The 17,577-nt window shown below is 53.5% G+C and carries 16 protein-coding genes and 1 riboswitch; of the genes, 4 read left to right on the top strand and 12 right to left on the bottom strand.

Features of this window, described 5'->3' with window-relative positions:
• Positions 1 to 44: 44 nt before the first annotated feature.
• Positions 45 to 953: an IS3 family transposase gene (locus HMPREF9166_RS01400; RefSeq protein ID WP_009442252.1), complete on the bottom strand. Its 909-nt coding sequence runs from the start codon at positions 951 to 953 to the stop codon at positions 45 to 47.
• Positions 954 to 1,290: 337 nt separating this feature from the next.
• Between HMPREF9166_RS01400 and HMPREF9166_RS13265 the strand changes: the two genes are divergently transcribed.
• Entirely contained in the window at positions 1,291 to 1,608 is a 318-nt protein-coding gene (locus HMPREF9166_RS13265) for a tyrosine-type recombinase/integrase (RefSeq protein WP_371137024.1), read from the top strand.
• On the opposite strand, the gene HMPREF9166_RS01410 is transcribed toward HMPREF9166_RS13265, so the two are convergent.
• The 8 genes from HMPREF9166_RS01410 to HMPREF9166_RS01445 form a co-directional block, all read right to left on the bottom strand.
• Positions 1,544 to 2,200, bottom strand: coding sequence for an HD domain-containing protein (locus HMPREF9166_RS01410; RefSeq protein WP_254654997.1), 657 nt, complete (start codon positions 2,198 to 2,200; stop codon positions 1,544 to 1,546). The two genes, HMPREF9166_RS13265 and HMPREF9166_RS01410, sit on opposite strands and share 65 nt — an antisense overlap.
• Positions 2,201 to 2,205: 5 nt before the next feature.
• Complete coding sequence (locus tag HMPREF9166_RS01415; RefSeq protein WP_009442255.1) at positions 2,206 to 2,625, bottom strand: hypothetical protein; 420 nt, start codon at positions 2,623 to 2,625, stop codon at positions 2,206 to 2,208.
• A complete protein-coding gene (locus tag HMPREF9166_RS01420; protein ID WP_009442256.1) occupies positions 2,622 to 3,611 on the bottom strand; it encodes a YafY family protein in 990 nt (329 codons plus the stop codon). Before HMPREF9166_RS01420 ends, HMPREF9166_RS01415 begins: the two co-directional genes overlap by 4 nt.
• A 342-nt stretch (positions 3,612 to 3,953) precedes the next feature.
• Positions 3,954 to 4,721, bottom strand: a complete 768-nt coding sequence (locus HMPREF9166_RS01425; RefSeq protein WP_039980815.1) for an ABC transporter ATP-binding protein — start codon at positions 4,719 to 4,721, stop codon at positions 3,954 to 3,956.
• A complete protein-coding gene (locus HMPREF9166_RS01430) occupies positions 4,718 to 5,731 on the bottom strand; it encodes an iron ABC transporter permease (RefSeq protein WP_009442259.1) in 1,014 nt (337 codons plus the stop codon). Before HMPREF9166_RS01430 ends, HMPREF9166_RS01425 begins: the two co-directional genes overlap by 4 nt.
• Positions 5,732 to 5,739: 8 nt before the next feature.
• Positions 5,740 to 6,807 (bottom strand): ABC transporter substrate-binding protein, encoded by a 1,068-nt coding sequence (locus HMPREF9166_RS01435; protein ID WP_009442260.1) that lies wholly within the window; start codon positions 6,805 to 6,807, stop codon positions 5,740 to 5,742.
• Positions 6,808 to 6,932: 125 nt separating this feature from the next.
• On the bottom strand, positions 6,933 to 8,522 hold the full coding sequence (locus tag HMPREF9166_RS01440) for a hypothetical protein (RefSeq protein WP_009442261.1): 1,590 nt from the start codon (positions 8,520 to 8,522) through the stop codon (positions 6,933 to 6,935).
• The gene (locus HMPREF9166_RS01445; RefSeq protein WP_009442262.1) at positions 8,497 to 9,441 is read right to left on the bottom strand and encodes a LysR family transcriptional regulator; all 945 of its coding nucleotides are present in this window, start codon (positions 9,439 to 9,441) and stop codon (positions 8,497 to 8,499) included. Before HMPREF9166_RS01445 ends, HMPREF9166_RS01440 begins: the two co-directional genes overlap by 26 nt.
• A 298-nt stretch (positions 9,442 to 9,739) precedes the next feature.
• Positions 9,740 to 9,915, top strand: a riboswitch (cobalamin riboswitch).
• 312 nt (positions 9,916 to 10,227) lie between these two features.
• Between HMPREF9166_RS01445 and HMPREF9166_RS01450 the strand changes: the two genes are divergently transcribed.
• A complete protein-coding gene (locus HMPREF9166_RS01450; RefSeq protein ID WP_009442264.1) occupies positions 10,228 to 11,637 on the top strand; it encodes a DASS family sodium-coupled anion symporter in 1,410 nt (469 codons plus the stop codon).
• Between the two features lie 385 nt (positions 11,638 to 12,022).
• Here the strand turns inward: HMPREF9166_RS01450 and HMPREF9166_RS01455 are convergent, their stop codons facing one another.
• The 3 genes from HMPREF9166_RS01455 to HMPREF9166_RS01465 all read right to left on the bottom strand — a co-directional run bounded on the left by HMPREF9166_RS01455 (position 12,023) and on the right by HMPREF9166_RS01465 (position 14,695).
• On the bottom strand, positions 12,023 to 13,255 hold the full coding sequence (locus tag HMPREF9166_RS01455; protein ID WP_039980817.1) for an ankyrin repeat domain-containing protein: 1,233 nt from the start codon (positions 13,253 to 13,255) through the stop codon (positions 12,023 to 12,025).
• A gap of 356 nt (positions 13,256 to 13,611) precedes the next feature.
• Positions 13,612 to 14,433: a zeta toxin family protein gene (locus HMPREF9166_RS01460; RefSeq protein WP_009442266.1), complete on the bottom strand. Its 822-nt coding sequence runs from the start codon at positions 14,431 to 14,433 to the stop codon at positions 13,612 to 13,614.
• Positions 14,423 to 14,695, bottom strand: a complete 273-nt coding sequence (locus tag HMPREF9166_RS01465) for a hypothetical protein (RefSeq protein ID WP_009442267.1) — start codon at positions 14,693 to 14,695, stop codon at positions 14,423 to 14,425. The genes HMPREF9166_RS01460 and HMPREF9166_RS01465 overlap by 11 nt, the downstream gene beginning before the upstream one ends.
• 271 nt (positions 14,696 to 14,966) lie before the next feature.
• On the opposite strand from HMPREF9166_RS01465, the gene HMPREF9166_RS01470 reads away from it, so the two are divergent.
• Positions 14,967 to 16,199 (top strand): aspartate kinase, encoded by a 1,233-nt coding sequence (locus tag HMPREF9166_RS01470; protein ID WP_009442268.1) that lies wholly within the window; start codon positions 14,967 to 14,969, stop codon positions 16,197 to 16,199.
• A gap of 150 nt (positions 16,200 to 16,349) precedes the next feature.
• Positions 16,350 to 17,577, top strand: a 1,228-nt coding sequence (locus tag HMPREF9166_RS01475) for an aminotransferase class I/II-fold pyridoxal phosphate-dependent enzyme (protein WP_009442269.1), incomplete at its 3' end; no start/stop codon positions are given.

A 17,577-nucleotide genomic window follows, 5' to 3' on the forward strand; every position in this document is an offset into this window, starting at 1 on the left:
ATTGTCAAGAACAGTTGACAGATTTTCCACAAGGGAATGAACGCTTAAGAAGCAACGTCTAGAGAAGCATAAAATAGACGGCGTTTCACCATCGGAGGAAGCCCGCCGTTTCTCGAACAAATTCGACGGTTGTTCCAATAACTCATGAAGTATCGCCAGATCAACACCTTCAATTCTTCCGTTGTCATCTTTTGTGTGTCATAACGACCATAAAGCAGTTCCGACTTCATGCGTGCCCACATACTCTCACAGCGTGCGTTGTCATGACAGCGACCACCGGCACTGTTCATGCTTTGGCGAATCCCATAATCCTGAACGGCTTGTCGATACAGCCAGCTCGTATATTGGCTGCCGCGATCGGAATGCACCGTTGCCCCTTTGAGTTTTGGATATGAAATCATGGCATTATCGAGCATCTTGACGCACAGAGGTGCTTTCATGTTCGTATCCATGGACAGGCCGAGCACTGCGGCATCATAGCAATCAAAGAGCGCTGAAATATAGAGGTTTCCATCACACGCCTTGAGCTCCGTTATGTCCGTAATGCACTTGGACAGAGGCATATCGGCATGAAAATCACGGCGCAGCAGATCCTCCGACATGTGTGCCTGCCGATCTGCTTTGGTGATACCGTTTGGCTTTCGATTGGGCCGATGGCTTAATCCGATTTCTTCCATGACACGGTAAACGGTACGTTCGCTCGGAATGCGCACGCCCTCCGGCTGCTTGATGTTGAGTGCTTGCCACATGCGGATTCTTCCGTAGGTGTCATTGCATTCATCCTCTGCATGAATCTGCATCATGGCATCGGCCAGCGCCTGATATTTCCACGGACGGTCTTTGTTTGACATGTACTGATAGAACCCCTGCCTTGTAACATGGAGCATCCTGCAACAGAAGCTGATATTCCCCGTGAGCGCGCCATCTGAAGTCTTGAACGCAATAAACTTCATACGTTCGTTTTTGTTGACTTCAGACGGCTGGCGGCGAAAAAAGCGCTTGCTTCTTCCAGAAAGTCGTTCTCTTTTTTCAATCGCCGAATCTCCTTATCCTGCGCTTTGAGTTGTGCACGCAATCGGGTGAGTTCCTCATGCACCGGTAAGGTGCTCTGCGGTGTTTGCGTGCCACATCCAAGATCCAGACGATTTTGACAAGAATTTGATACATATAAACAAAAGCTATGCACGACTGGATAACGTAGTTTTAATCGGTCCACCCAAAACGCCAAAAAGCAGACGTGATATTACCATCCCTGCATTTCTTGTCGATGAAATCCAGCAGTTTATCTGTATGCAACATGCAGTAGATTCAGATACACGATTGTTTGAAACAAGTAAAGATGCACTAGGGAATGAAATAAAACGCGTGGCTGCACGAGTTGGCGTAGAGAAAATTCGTCTGCATGATCTCAGACATTCTCATGCGTCGTATCTGATCCATCGCGGCATACCGATCATAGCGATTTCACAGCGCCTCGGCCATGAAAAAATCGAGACGACACTACAAACTTACGCTCATCTATATCCTCAGGAGCGAGATATGATCATTGACAGCATCGAGAGTGATCCTGTGGTAGAAAAGGAGTCAAGCGGGGGTCATGGGAAATAAATAAGCGCAGAGAGCCTTGATATGCAAAGATCTCTGCGCTGTTTTTAATTATTCTGTTCCAGTTGTCCGCATACTGCAAGAGAAGCGTCAGCTTTTCCTCCCGCGCGGCAACGCTCCTATTATCTTCGACATACTGCCCGTCATGGTAGACGATCGCCTGTACCTCCTCCTCTGTCAGTGGGAATCTGCTCGCTGCGAGATAAAGTCCGCGAATCGGAACACTCAGATAGAGGAGGTCGCGGTTGAACTGATAAGGGCTGCGCGATGCTCGCTCACCAGATGACGGTTCGCTGCTCAGATACTGCGGTGTGCCGGGCATTCCTGCCTTGCCGAGGTCATGGAGGAGAGCAACGATGACGCAGCTCTCGTCGCTAATCTCAGGGGCGAGGACCGCCTTGATTCGCAGCAGATGTTCAGCGACATTGATGCTGTGTTCAAGCAATCCGTGCTCTCGACAGAGATGGTATCGCGTCGAGGCAGGTGCCGTCAGATAGGCCGTCTCCTGCTCAATATACGCCATCAGTGCGCGAAACTCCTCTCTGCGCTGCACGACTTTTGTCTTGAGAGCCTCGTAACGCTCCATGAGTTCCATATCCTTCATTCCTCCTCGTCAAAATCGACCATTGTCGCCTGAGCCTCACTCCGCTCACAATCCCGTACACCTGCACAGAATGCAAGTGCCCCGCGCACCTGCGCAGTATGTTCAGGCCCCCCATCATAGATATAGAGCGAAGTATCTATAAGTGCAGGAGGAATCTCCACGCGCTCCATGAATACGATAACGAGACTCCTGTCCTCCGCATAGGCTTCGTGATAAAAATTCAGCAAAATCTCACGCTCGTCTGCGTCCATTGCGTGTGGCTGCACGAAAAGGCCAATCGCCGGAAATGCAAGCAGATCGCTGAATTCCTCCGCTTCATACAGATGATACCCAAAGTCTGTCACGAATGTCCTGCGCACCCACTCCATCTCCTCCGGTGTCAGTCCGTAGGTGTAGATGTTGCTCCAAAGATTCATACGTTCCCCTCATACATGCTTGCCATCCGCCGCAGATTCTCACGAACTGTTGTACGCAGACTCTGCGGCTCTAAAATCTCAACATACAGGCAGCGATGCAGTGCCCAGTACTGCATCGCTGCCTCATTACACGAAAGCGTAACAATCATCTGATCGTCCTCCTCCTGCATGATGCGGAAGTCTTTGCCAAACCAGTCAACGAGCGCATCCATCATATAGGGAAATGTCCGCATCTTCACTGTGACACTCTCGCCGCCGAACATATAGATATGCTCTGCCATGTGGCGCGGGAGGCTGAATCCACGAGCGAACTCACGCACAGCACTCTTCGGCTTTGCCGCATCTGGCAGCATCTCAATCGCCGTGATGCGGTCAATGCGGTAGTGCGATACGTCATCGTATTTATCGTAGTTACCGATGAGATAGTACCAACCGTTGTTTACAACAAGTTGATAAGGATTGACGATGTACGGAACACTGCTCTTCGGATGCAGCTTGAAGTCCGTCCCATAGGTGTTGTAGGTAAACCGCACCTTGCGTTTTTCCTCGATGGCATCGTTGAGCACGTCGAGGGTGATCATCACCTGCTTGTTGTCCGCATGTGCGAGTTCGGGCAGATTCGAGATGTGCGCCACCTTCGCATGAAAGTAGCGATTGCCGAATGACCGCAGCTTTTCAACGAGGCGTCTTGCCTGCGCCGTAGAGAGCGTCCGCGAGAACAGCACGCTGTCGATCAGCATGCGCAGCTCGGCATCATCGAAGTCCCGTTCTACGAGCCAACATCCGCCGCGTGTTGCGATGTCGTAGCCCATATCCTGCAGGGACTGAATGTTGCTGCGCACCGAACGACGATCACAGGTAATCCCGTACTGCAGATGCAGCAGACGGATAATCTCGCCCTGTGTCAGCCGATGGTCTACATCCGAGTGCTCCTGCAGCACCTTTAGAATCAGCAGATTCAACATTTTCTTGTTTGCACCGTACATCGCGCTATCTCCCTCTCGTCTTGATTACACAGAGAGTATAGCACAGGTGATATACATTTTTTTGCACATTTCTCCATGCGCATATAAATAAATGGAGAAATAATCCATCGACCTCAATCTCAACTCCACGATATGGCGCTGCATATTTTCTCGTGTACCCCTCAACAGCAGCACTTTCAGTCTATAAGATTCGGACACCCCGTCATGCAATATGGTCGTTTCGGTTTTCTCGGTATCGCTTCACCTCCATCAAAAAAGCCCTCACGGAAAATTACTTCTCCGCGAAGGCTGATTCCATATCCAATTCTTGCTAAAAAACGCTGATAACTTGAAAATAATCTTTTACAACAGCGTCAACAGCCCCCGATGCACCTTATCCCCAACGCGTGTCTCCGTGACGCGGCAGTCGATGTCATAGAACCGACGAAGGTTCTCCTCGTTGAGCAAGCTTTCTGTCGGCCCAAAGAGGTGCTCCCCGCGCCGCATGAACAGGCTCTTGTCCGAGATCTTGAGCGCATTCTCGGGCGAGTGCGTATTCATGACAATGGTCATGTGCTGCTCTGTTGATAGCTTCTTCAGCAGGCGCAGGACAATCATCTGGTTGTGAAAGTCCAGATGTGCCTCCGGCTCGTCGAGGATCATCAGCTTCGGCTCGACCGCAAGTGCGCGGGCGATGTAGACCATCTGCAGCTGTCCGCCGCTGAGTTCGGTCGCCGCACGATCCGCGAGCGGCAGAACGCCGACCAGATCGAGCAGCTCCGCAACGCGTGCGCGGTCTGCCGCCGCAGGTGTCCGAAAGAGTCCGATGCGCCGCGCACGCCCCATCATGACCATCTCAAAGACGGTGTAGGGAAAGGCGGGCGCATGGCTCTGCGGCACATAGCCGATCACATCGCTGACCGCAGCAGGGTCGGGTCGCTGCCCGTCCACCAGACACTCCCCGCGCGTCCATGGCAGAATACCGAGCAGACAGCGCAGGAACGTCGTCTTGCCGATGCCATTGCGCCCGAGAATGGTGAGAACCTCACCCGCCGCGAGGGAGAAGGAGAGATCGGAGAACAGCTCATTTCTGCCGTCGTAGGAAAAGGCGGCATTCTTCACCGTAATCATGACCAATCCCCCTGTTTCTCCCGCGTACGCTTCAGCAGGAAGGCAAAGAACGGTGCGCCGAGGAGTGCCGTGAGAATGCCGATTGGCAGCTCTGCCGCAAGGAGACTCCGCGCGCAAATGTCAACGAGTGCGAGGAAGATCGCCCCCGTGAAGCACGCAGCGGGCAAAAGCCGCGCATGATCGACGCCGACCATGCGGCGGCACATATGCGGAATGACGAGCCCGACCCAACCGACAATACCGCAGACCATTACTGAGAGCGCCGTGAGCACCGTCGCCGCGACGATGGCAATGTTGCGGATGCTCGCAGGATTCACACCAAGGCTGCGTGCCTCCTCCTCGCCGAGCGAAAGGATGTTGATGCGCCAACGGATCGCAATCAGGAGCACCCCTGCGGCAATCATCGGCAGCCCGATGATCTGGATTTTATCAAAGTCCGCCTTGCCAAGGCTGCCCATGAGCCAATAAGTAATAGCGGGCAGCTTGTCATAAGGATCCGCGACATATTTCACGAGCGAGATGAGCGCGGAGAAGATCGACGAGATGATGATGCCCGAGAGCACGAGCGACATCATCGAGACAGAGCCACGGCTGCGCGAGAAATAGTACGCGAGTCCGACACTTGCCATGCCGCAGACAAAGGCGATGATCGAAGTCCCCGTGCCTGTCCCCCAGAGGAGGATGCCAAGCACGGCACCGAACCCTGCACCGCTTGAGACACCAAGCACGTCGGGGCTGACAAGCGGATTGCGGAAAATGCCCTGGTAGACAGCCCCCGAGAGCGAAAGCCCCGCGCCGACGAGCATGGCGAGGAGCGTCCGCGGCAGGCGCAGCTCCAGAACGACGGTCGATGCCATATCCGTCCCCGCATTGCCTCCGGCCGCGCGCATGAGAATGTCACAGACAGCCGTCGGCTCGATCGCAAAGCGCCCCGCTGCAAGAGAAAGGAAGAACACAACGATGAGCAGCACCGTCATGATCGTCCAGAGAGCTGCATTGCTTCGTTTCATCGGGCAGCTCACTCGTGCAGAATCATCTTGAGATCGGCATCCGTCAGCGTGTATGAGAAGAATTTCTCATAGAAGCCGCGCAGATCATCCGTCAGACGGTAGTCATTAAAAACATCCGGATGCAGTTTCTGCGCGATCCACTTGATCATCAGCGGTGTCTCGACACAGGGTGCATCCCAGCGGTACAGACCAATCGGAGCCTTGTAGACACGCCCCTCGCGCACCGCCTTGATATTCTTCCAGTTCTGTCCCTCAAGTTTATCCTCGAAGAGATCGGCCGGCTGAATCGGGTCAAAATTGCTGAGGATGATAACATCGGGATCCCACGCAGCGATCTGCTCCATTGTGACCGGCGTCCACTGTCCCTGCACATCCTTTGCGACGTTCACGCCGCCCGCCGTCTCGATCATCATCGTGTTGACGGTTCCGCCCGCTGCAACCTTGAGATCGCGATCGCGCAGGTAGAGTACCTTCGGCGTTGCTTTGCCTTCGAGTGCCGCCTTTTTCGTCTCAAAATACGCCATGATGTCCTGCTGAAAGCGAACAAGCTCCTCGGCGCGTTCCTCCTTGCCGAACACCTGACCGATGACGCGGATGCCCTGCTGAACATCCTCCAACGTACCGTACTTCAGCGCAATCGTGGGGACCTTCAGCTTCTCGAGCTGCGCAATCTCATCCTCCTGATAGTTCCAGACGATGATGGCGCTTGGGTTCAGCTTGCCGAGTTCCTCCATGTGGATGGAAAAGTCCTGCCCGACAAAGTCTGTTGCGGCATTCGCCATCCCCGGCGCAAGCACCTTGAGCATGGACTTCTCATACGACGCCTTCGCCGACGGGTGCATGCCCGCAATGCGGTCGGCCGAACCGTCTACCGCAAAGGCAACAGATGCCCACGGAATCGGCACAACGGCGATGCTCTTGACCTCTCCCGGCAAATGCACCTCGCGTCCGGTCGTGTCCGTCACAACCCGCTCCGCCTTGGGCGCGGCGGCCTCTTGCGATCCGCATCCTGCGAGCACGGAGCAGAGAAGCATCAGCGCTGCAAGAAAACCGAATGAAAAACGATGTGTCATCATGTCCTCCTATTTCTGCCTACACTTAAATATCCGCCCGAGATTATCAATTGACGGAAAGGTTATCATAGTCTTTAATCGAATGCAATTGAATAAATTCGAAACAACACTTCAATATTTTCGAATGATTATTGTTTCAGAAGTGCCTGTAATAGCGAAGTGAAGTCCGCGCCAAGTACACCACTTCCCTCTCCTGCAGCATCTCTGCCCGAAAGCAGCCCCGACGGCAGCGGAACAATACGCTTCTCCCCCATCACAGGCAGCAGCGCAGGATCGGCAATGACAGCATCTGCCGCATTCCATGCAGACTGCAGGTCTGCAGCCGTACGGAAGACGAGCACGTCGGTATCGGCTGCCTGCCGATAAAGTACTGCTGTCTCCTCTCCCCACGCATAGGCTGCGCTGTGGATATTGCAAAACCCATATGAACGAAGCAGATAAGCAATGGCTACGGCAGCAATCGGATCGGCGATGATGAGGATCTTATCCGCACGCATATCTCCCGCTGTCTGCTCCGCAAATGTGCCCTCTGAGGGCAAACCGAGCGCCGCAGCGATCTCAGCCCGCCAGGCCGTCCGGCCGGCATCCCCGAGCGGCAGGCTGCGGACAACGGGCACACCGCACTCCCTGTGCAGCCATTCCGCCGCAGACACACCGGCAACAGATACCAGCCAGACCAGCGCAGGGCGTTCGGTCAGTGCATCGCGTCCTGCAATGCACACATTGCAGCCGTACGCAGTGAGAAAATCAATCGGGGCATCCAGCTGCGCCATATCGCCGAACAGCAGCGGACTGTACCCGAGGATGAGAGCTGTCCGTCCCGCCTCCCGCCATCCGTCGGCCGCCTCCTGCACAAGACGAAGTGCCGCCTCTGCAGCACCGTACACGGCATCATGAAAGTCGTCCGTCGGTGAGGCACATGCGCGGCAGCCATGTTCCTCCGCCGCCTGCAGAACAGGCGTCGTCTCCATCGCCATAAACGCGGGCACCGGCGAACTGAGGAGATGCACCATGCGGTACGCGCCCTCTGCCGCAAGCGCACCGGTCTCTGCGGCAGCAGTCTCCTCCATGCCGAAGATGTAGTCCTCTGCCTGCGGTATGAGCGCATAGATATCGCTGCGCCCCGGCATGAGATCCATGCGTGCGAGCGCATTGCGGCAGCCCGACGGCGTGACAAGGACATGCGCCGAGCCCTCTTCCCGCAGGAAATCCGCCACGCCTGCCGTATCGCTCATCGGCGGCGGCAGCTGGGCTGATGCCGTGACCGCCCCCTCCTCCGGCGGCAGTGCGGCGAGGATCTCCTCTGCAGTCTCGTGACGGATGCCATCCGCCTTTGCCAGAGGCCCGCGAAAGAAACAGCGCACGATGCAGCCCGTCTCCGCAGAAAGTGTGCGCTCGATGTCTGAAAAATCTGGGCGTGTGAGGATGTCGAGGCAGGAGAGATAGATCACGACCGCGCGTGTGCCAGGAAGGCGTGCGGCATCCCGCACCGCATCTCGGATCGCTTCCTCCGCCGTTCCGAGCACATAATCCTCTGCCCGCACGGCAGCATAGCGGAACTGCCCGAGTGCTCCGATCTGCCGTGCGCGCCGGTAAATGGAGCGAAAACAGATGAGTGCCCCTGCCGCAACGACGACGAGATCGCGTCGTGCCCACAGTCTGTCGAGGCTCGTATCAAAGTCTTTAATGTCCTCAGCGACGATTGGCTGCATCCGCATCCTCCCCGTAACGCAGCAGTGCCTCCCCACCCGAGAGTCCACTCTCTTCCTCAAGGATTTCGAGAAAAAGATTCATTGCAGGGCTGCGCCATTTATTCCGATGAACCCCGTAGTATGACGTGACAGTCATCGGATCCGACTGCGCGGCAGACAGCCGGCCGAGAGCCATGCGCTCCCGCACCGCATGATCCGGCAGTAGCGCAATCCCCATATCGTTCTCAACCAGATTGATGATGGTCTGCGTGCTTCGCAGCTCAATCATATTCGTAAACGAGATCCCCCGCTGCCGCAGATAGTCATCTGCCATCTGCCGAATCTCACCCGGATGCGGCATCGTGATCAGCGGCATCTCGTTGATCTCCATCTCCCGCTCACGAAAGTTCGGGCACCATACAGCCGCATCAACCGAGGTGTAGAAATGCACGGGATTTTCCTCAAACATCCAGAATGCGAGACTTTCCTTATCTCTTTCCTGAATCGTGTACGCGAGACCGACATCGATCTTCCCTTCACTGAGTGACGCAACAACATCACGGCTCGTGAGTGAACGCAGGCGCAGATCGACGCGCGGTGCATGTGCATGAAGATGTTGGAGCAGTGGGGGCAGACGGAAGCAGAGCAGCGACTCCGGCGCACCTACCGTGAGTGTCCCCTGATAGGCGGCAATGCCGTATTGAAAGCTTTTGATCTTCTTCACCGCAGCAAGCACCTCGTCCACATATGGAATCAGTGCCTCGCCCGCCTTTGTCAGGATCATGCGCCGCCCACTTTTCTCAAAAAGCGGTACCCCCACGAGCTTTTCCAGCTGCGCAACGTGGAATGTAATCGTTGATGGTGTGTAGCTGAGGAGACGTGCCGCCTTTGTAAAGCTGCCCGTGCGTACAATTGTCTTGAACGTCGTGAATATCTTTAGCTCCATCCGTATCTATCCTTATTGGCAAGTACGAAATACTCAAAAAAATGTAGAGAAGAACTCGTTCATTGTAAAATGAAATTGGACACATAAAAAGTCGAACATACAAAATTGCCGCAACAAAACACCTTTGCCAAGGCCGGTATATTCGACGCTCATTCTACCATAAAACACCGCGTATTCAAACATCTAAACGTCAATCAGCGCGTACAGTCAAGCCGATGATTCGACTCCTTCCGCCTCTCTCTTGACAATAGGCAGAAGCAGTGATATTCTTCCTCACGGAAGCCATCATCACGACAAACAGCATACTGATGAATCAGGTGTCGCAAGACTCAATAGAGAAGCCGGAAGAGCCGGCGCGGTCCCGCCACTGTGTCAGCGAGCGAATCTGCAGGAAACGTCACTGAGGAAACTTTGGAAGGCGCAGAGGAGCGATGAACTGGAGCCAGGAGAACTGCCTGATCGACGATCACCGTCTGACCTGCGAGCGACGGGAAGGGGATCTGTGTCTTGCGCTGGATCGATCCGCATCTTTGCGGTGACCTTTCGACGGCGGTTTTATGCGCTGTGACGCTGCACGCGGCAAGGCAAGGATATTTTGCAGTCTCTTCTCTCATTTGCAGAAAGGGGCTGCTTTTATTTGTGAACGTTCAGGACGCAGAACTGCCCTCTTCCCGCCGGCCTCGGACGTATGCTCTGCAAATCTACAGCTTCCATGGGCGTCGCAGGAAATGCTTTCGGCAAAAGGGGACTGCGGCGGAGAACTCATATTTTTGATGGGGTGAACACATGAACACGAAGAGAAGAAATGCACTCATCACGATCGGCGTCGGACTCATCCTATGGTTCCTGCCGGTTCCTGACGGAGTCACACCACTTGCCTGGCATTTGCTTGCGGTCTTTATCGCGACAGTGCTGGGCTTTATCCTGCATCCGCTGCCGATCGGCGCGGTGGCCTTCATCGCGATTTCCTTCTCCGCATGGGCAGGCCTGCTAAAGACGTCCGATGCCTTGGCAGGCTACGGCAACAGCACGATCTGGCTGATCGTCTGTGCGTTCCTCTATTCCCGCGGCTTCATCAAGAGCGGACTCGGCAAACGCATCGCTTTCCGCATCATCGAGGCAATCGGCAAGAGCGCGTTGTCGCTCGGCTATGCCATCGCCCTGAGCGAGCTTGTGATCTCGCCCGCAACGCCCTCGGCCACAGCGCGCGGCGGCGGCATTCTCTATCCAATCGTGCGTTCACTCGCGGAGGCTCTAGGCTCAAAACCCGGTGAGAGCGCACGCCGCATCGGCACCTACCTCATGCAGGTCGGCTACCATACAGACGCCGTGACCTGCACGATGTTCGTGACCTCGATGGCGGGCAACCCGCTCTGCGTGGCGCTCGCCGAGAAGACGCTGGGCGTTCAGGTCACGTGGATGGGCTGGGCGAGCGCTGCAATTGTGCCGGGACTCATCGCGCTCCTGCTCGTCCCCTATGTCATGATGAAACTTTCGCCGCCCGAACTCGTGCGTATTCCCGACGCCAAGGATCTGGCACAGCGTGAGCTTTACGAAATGGGGCCGATGAGCCTTGCGGAAAAGGGACTTTCCGTCATCTTCGTCGTCTCTCTCGCACTCTGGGCAAGCTCCGGCCTCACGAACATCGACGCGACACCCGTTGCCATGGGCGCAGTCTGCCTCATGCTGATACTCGACATCATCAACTGGCAGGACGTCATCCAGGAAAAGGGTGCATGGGACGCGATGTTCTGGATGGGCTCTTTGATGACACTCGCTTCGGCTCTCGCAAAATCGGGCATCATCACATGGATCGCCAATGGTGCGGGCGCGGCGATTTCCTCGCTCGGCTTCGGTTGGCTTATTTCCTGCCTCATCATCCTGCTCTTCTACACCTACATCCACTACGCCTTCGCCAGTGTCACGGCACGCATCAGTGCCCTCTATGCGGCATTCATCGCTGTCAGCGTCAGCGTCGGTGCACCGCCCCTTTTGGTCGCCATCATCTTCGGCATCTTCGCCGATGTGCCGATCTCCCTCACGCATTACGGCAACGGCTGCGCCCCGATCTACTTTGGCGGAGGCTATGTCTCGCAAAGCGAATGGTGGAAGAACGGCTTCATCATGACGACCATTACGACGCTGATCTACCTAACAATCGGCGCGGCATGGTGGAAAGTCCTGGGCCTTTGGTAAATAGTAAATCACTGGCAGCCCCCTACGTGGGGGCTTTTTATATACCATTCTCCCCTCCCTCGTTGCCCGTAAACAGGACGACAAACTCTTTTAGGCTCCCTGAGTCTGTCATAATATCCTCTTGTAACTGATTCTTGATATAATTCCAGAATAAGAGAATTATGACTTAGTGTAGGGGAAAATGGCTAATGATTCTTTGCAAAACTACAAGAGATCCCAAACGCTAGTACAGTGACTGGGATCTCTTGTATGATAGAGTTTTTCTTCGTTCAGACGTACGGACGGACATCCTATTTTCCTGTGATAGGTTGACCTTCATCAAATCGCTCTGCCATATGCTTGTAATGAAGTACAGCTGACTAAGCAGTATGAACTATCACAGCTGTCAGTACGAATTGCCATTTTCATAGGTTTCCTCCATATTTCCGGTTTTTGGATTGAACCCATCTATAAATAGCTCTGCACCATGTGCCAACAACAATTCTTTTTGTTCCTCGTTGTATTTTTCTCCTACAACAGACAGCTCATCATAAACCATGCTTAACGCCGATGACCGAATATGCCACTCATCCTTCGTACTGCACATAGAATCGAAATCCGTATTGTAATTAGGGTCAGCCCCTCTGCTTAGTAAAAATTCCATAATACGAGCGTCTGGAATATATACCGATTCGCATAGCGGAGTACACAGACACCCAAATCCGTATAAATTGATATCAGCCCCATGCTCGAGAAGGTAATCAACGCACTTCTGCATCTGGGAAATTTTTCGTTCCACATCGTCCATGGATTTCCTAGGATCACATTCATCCAAATAATCATCTGCGACAGCCTCAACACATTTATAGACCGGAGTCCCACCGTCTTGGTCTATCGCCAGTACATCTGCACCGGCTTCTATTGCAATCCGTATGGCATCTATGTCGAGATTATCACAGGCCTTAAATAGTGATATATCCTTCTCTGTAAAGCGATTTATCTTCTCGCCGTGTAGTAGCTCCATATCCTTGAGAGAAAGCGTCGTAAAATAATCCTTGATTTCGTCCCATCCATAAGAAATGTCCTTTCGTTTATATCTGTTCCAGCTGAGCAAATCGTGAGCTCCATAATCTTTTTTTACGTCATCTGTGTCGATGATAATGTTCAGAACAGGGGCCGGAGTCATGCTCAACGAAGGCCCATCAATAAAGGTAGAATCTGTTATTTGATATTCCGTGGAAACTGAATACCCCTCGGAAACTCTTATGATTCCAGATTCTGCAATCGACGCCATCGTTTCATACAGTGAATCAATTGCATCATTAGGTGTACCATTTTTATAGACCAGTTTATTAAAGGAACTGTTGATAGGAACCCATTTCACATCAAAGGCCGAGGAGTTTTTAGATTTCATTACGCCCAATGACATAACGATTAGCTGCATGGCATAGGACAGCTTAAGTGATGTAATTTGATTCAGAATTGACGTATCAAAGGGCAATTCATCATGCGTTTGTCCATAAATCCGAATGCTTTCTTTTGGTCTGCTTATCGCCACTGGAAAATATCCGCAATTATAAGTCCGTATATCCGCATTTCGCAGACAATCGTTCACGCTATAGATATCGGAAATATTCATGCTATACATCTCCTACAACAGATAACAGCAACGAAACAGACATCGGAAAGAGACATTCAATCGACAGTAATTATACCATTTCCACTGCTTTGTGAGTAGAGCCTATTCCTCCCCTGCCAGATCGACCATTGTATTAGGCAACGGCTTGGCATCCTCCCCGCGTAGCGACTACGTATAGAAAGAGCGATACCTCTCAGTCACTGATGCGTGCCATCTTTGGGCTTGGTTTGAAGGGTATCGCTTTTTGTTGACATGCTTGTTTTTCGTGCAATACTAACAATATGAAAATTGCTTGTTCCAGCTGCCATGGGGAATTGGCCCCCGGCAGGAGCTGGAACAGGCAATTTTTTTCTTATTCACCGTCCGCCTTTTCCTCGCTCCTCCTGTGGGAAGAACTTCGCATAAGCACGTAGGGTCTCCTCGACCTTCGATCGACCAACATACGGCGCATAGTCCTCCTCAATATCTGTCTTTTCGCGGCTTGTCAATTCCCGTGAGAACTCCTCACGGAAGAGATCGGCCGGATCGCGAAATGGCGTTTTCTCCTTGTCATAGAGACACTCCCCCGCTCGATTGTAGATGCGAATGCCTTGAAAGGTATCCTGCTCGTAGAGCGTATGCAGGTTGTCAACGAGAGAGCGCACAACACGGTCATGATGTTCCCTTGGCGTCATGCGCGGGGTAAGCCCTGCCTCCTCCATCAGTCGATAGCGTTTCAGTGTACTGAGATATGATTTTTCGGGACGCACGAGAATCACATTTAGAGAGACATCATATCCACGTGCGGCAAGAAGATCATGCGTCCGTAGCGGCACCTCGGTCGTCCGCAGTGTCCCTTCAATGATAAGATGATACCGCGACAGGCTCAGATCGTCGATCAGAGACTCCGTCATCTTCCCCGCTAACTGTTGTGTATGGAGGACAGCATCATCACCGTACTGTGCTTGTAGCTCAATGAAACGAGGGTGATACCTGCGGTAATCATCGCTCGAAATAAAGATGATATTTCCACCATGTGCTCGTGCACAGATATCTGCCAGTTTCGTTTTCCCTGCTCCAGGCTGTCCTGCAAGCAAATAGGCACGCGGATGCGTATCAGGTGCTGCACTGACCAAAAGATCGTCTTTGATGCGTTCTTTTTGTTCATTAAGTTCCTGCGGAGTGTAGTTATCCTGCATGATTGGTCTCCAGTTCCCGTATATAGGTGCGGGCATTTTCAAAGGTCTGCCGGAGTCTTTGTATATCCTCCATGGTATTGTATGAATCTCCAAGAATATTATGCAGCGTCACTCGTAGATTCTGTTGAACGAGGGAAATCGGCTGAACGGTATCATACCGATCAATGCCCATACGTTCTTTGATTCGATTCACATCGGCAAGCAGCTCTGCTATACCTTCATGCAAAATTTCTTTCGCTTCAATTACTTCGTACGGAATCATAGCATCGCCTCCTCTCTTTCATGATACCACAATGGTGCAGTGTTGACCATAGCGATCTTCCCTGTACCGCACTTGCCTGTGGGATAGATGCACCTCACTTCCTGTATCACATGATTATTGGCGATGCCCCTATTCTCATCAATTGTATGTATACCAAGTGCCGCGCATCCCTTCTACATCAAAGGGTTATTGAAATACGGCGCATTTTAGCGTATAATGCGTTGAGAATTCACCATGATGGGAATTATACCAATCCATAGGGGGACATTGTATGTCATTAATTGTAAAGAAGTTTGGCGGAAGTTCGGTGGCTACCCCGGAGAAGATCAAGAACGTAGCAAAACGCATATTGCGTGAGAAAGCCCCCGATGATCGCATTGTCATGGTGGTATCTGCCATGGGCGATACGACGGATGATCTCATCGCGCTAGCTGGCGAAGTGGTGGAAAGCCCCTATCAGTACACGCGCGAGATGGATATGCTCATGACGACGGGGGAGCAGGTCTCGATCGCACTGCTCGCGATGGCATTCCGTGCTCTGGGACAGCCCGCCATATCTCTCACCGGTGGCATGGCAGGAATGCGCACAGATCATGCGCATACCAAGGGGCGTATTCTCGGAATCGAGCCAAAACGTGTGCACGAGGAGCTTGAAAAGGGCAACATTGTCGTTATCGCTGGCTTTCAGGGTACAGATGTCGACGGCAACCCAGTGACGCTTGGACGCGGTGGGTCGGATACCTCCGCCGTGGCGATCGCGGGCGCAATCGGCGCGGATACCTGCGAGATCTACACGGACGTTGATGGAATCTACTCCGCCGACCCGCGCATTGTCAAGGGCGCGCGCCGCATGAAGGAGATTACCTACAACGAGATGCTCGAGATGGCACGTCTCGGCGCGGGCGTTATGCAGCCACGCTCGGTGGAGATGGGACAGCTCTACAGCATCCCCATCCACGTTCGTTCGACCTTTACCTCAGAACCCGGAACCATCATTAGGGAGGAATATACAGTGGAAGAAAAGTCCTTTATCATTCGCGGTGTCGCACACGATGAGCACGTCGCTAAGATCACAGTGCTCGGTGTCTCCAACGTCCCGGGCGTTGCCTACAAGATATTCTCTGCCCTCGCCGATGCGAACATCGACGTGGATATGATCGTGCAGAGCCTCCGCAGTGCCGACTCCAATGTAACCGATATGGTGTTCACTGTTGCATCCATTGACGCCGAGGAAGCGCGCCGCGTTGTCGAAGGGATTTCGGCCGACATTCACGCATCTGGTGTATCCATTGACAATGATGTCGCGAAGATCTCCATTGTCGGAGCCGGTATGCTCGGCAATCCCGGTATTGCCTCCCGCATGTTCGGGGCACTCTCCAATGCAGGCATCAACCTCGAGATTATCAGCACCTCCGAGATCAGCATCTCCTGCCTCATCAAGGGCGGCAGCGTCAAGGACGCTGTCAACCGCATCCACGACGAGTTCTTCCCGAACGAGGCATAAGAATACGTGTATACACCTGTGCGGCTTGTGGACATAAGGAGAGTCGCGCGCTATCATCATATTACGCTACGACGGCACGGATCAACGACGCCCTACCCCTGCGGAGGACACGATGATCCGTGCTTTCCATCGAAAAGGAGAGCATATAACATGGCAATTCAAATGGCAGCATCACACGCGGCATCGCGCCGCCTGAAGGACGCGATCTTCGGAGCCAATGCGGCGTGCCGCGCCGCAATCGCAGAGCATGGCGAAGAGCGCGTGATCAACGCGACAATCGGCGCCGTCATGGACGACAACGGAAAATTGGCGCATCTGCCGACAGTTGAACGCGTCTTCCGCTCCCTCCCCATTGAGGATTATATCGCCTATGCGCCGATCTCAGGGCTCCCGGAGTATCTCGAGGCTGCCATCGACATTACATTTGCCGGCAAGCGTCCTGCGGGCTATCTCGCCGCCGTCGCAACGGCAGGCGGAACGGGAGCTCTGCGCACCGCCGTCGACGACTACGTCGAGCGCGGCGATCAGGTGCTCACCTCGGACTGGTTCTGGGGAACGTACAACATCATTTGTCAGGAACTTGGCTCCTCTGTCACGACTTTTACACTGTTCGACGAAGCCAACAACTTCAATCATGCAGCGTTCTCTGCGGCAGTCGATGCCCTTTGCAAAAGACAGGACAGCCTGCTCATCATCCTCAACACACCTGCGCACAACCCGACGGGATACAGCCTTTCTGCGGAGGACTGGGATCACGTTCTGGACACGGTCAAAGCACAGGCAAAGACCGGAAAGAAGATCCAGATCCTCGTCGATATCGCCTACATCGACTTTGCAGGCGAAAAGTATGCGACGCGTGCCTTCATGCAGAAGTTTGCAGGACTCCCCGAAAACATCCTGACACTTTTTGCGTTCTCCATGTCCAAGGCGTATACATTCTACGGACAGCGCTGCGGCGCACTCATTGCCCTCTCTGCAAGCAAGACGGTCATCGATGAGTTCAGCGAGATCAGCAAGTATACTGCACGCGCAACGTGGTCGAACATCAACCGCGGTGCGATGACGCTTCTGACACGCATTCAGCAGGACAGCGCAGCGTATGCCACCTATGAAAGTGAGCGCGACGCACTATACCGCCTTGTACAGGAGCGCGGCGACATCTTCATGCAGGAGGCTGCGGCGTGCGGTCTGCCCGCCCTCCCTTATAAGGGCGGCTTCTTTCTCGCTATTCCTTCGAGCGATCCACAGGCGGTCTGCGACGCTCTCCACGAGGATCTCATCTTCGCTGTTCCACTGAAAATGGGCGTGCGTATTGCGGCATGCTCTGTGCCGAAATCGAAAATGCACGGGGTTGCAGAAAAAGTAAAGCGTGCTATGC

It is taken from the genome of Selenomonas sp. oral taxon 149 str. 67H29BP, assembly GCF_000146365.1.
GTDB lineage: Bacteria > Bacillota > Negativicutes > Selenomonadales > Selenomonadaceae > Centipeda > Centipeda felix.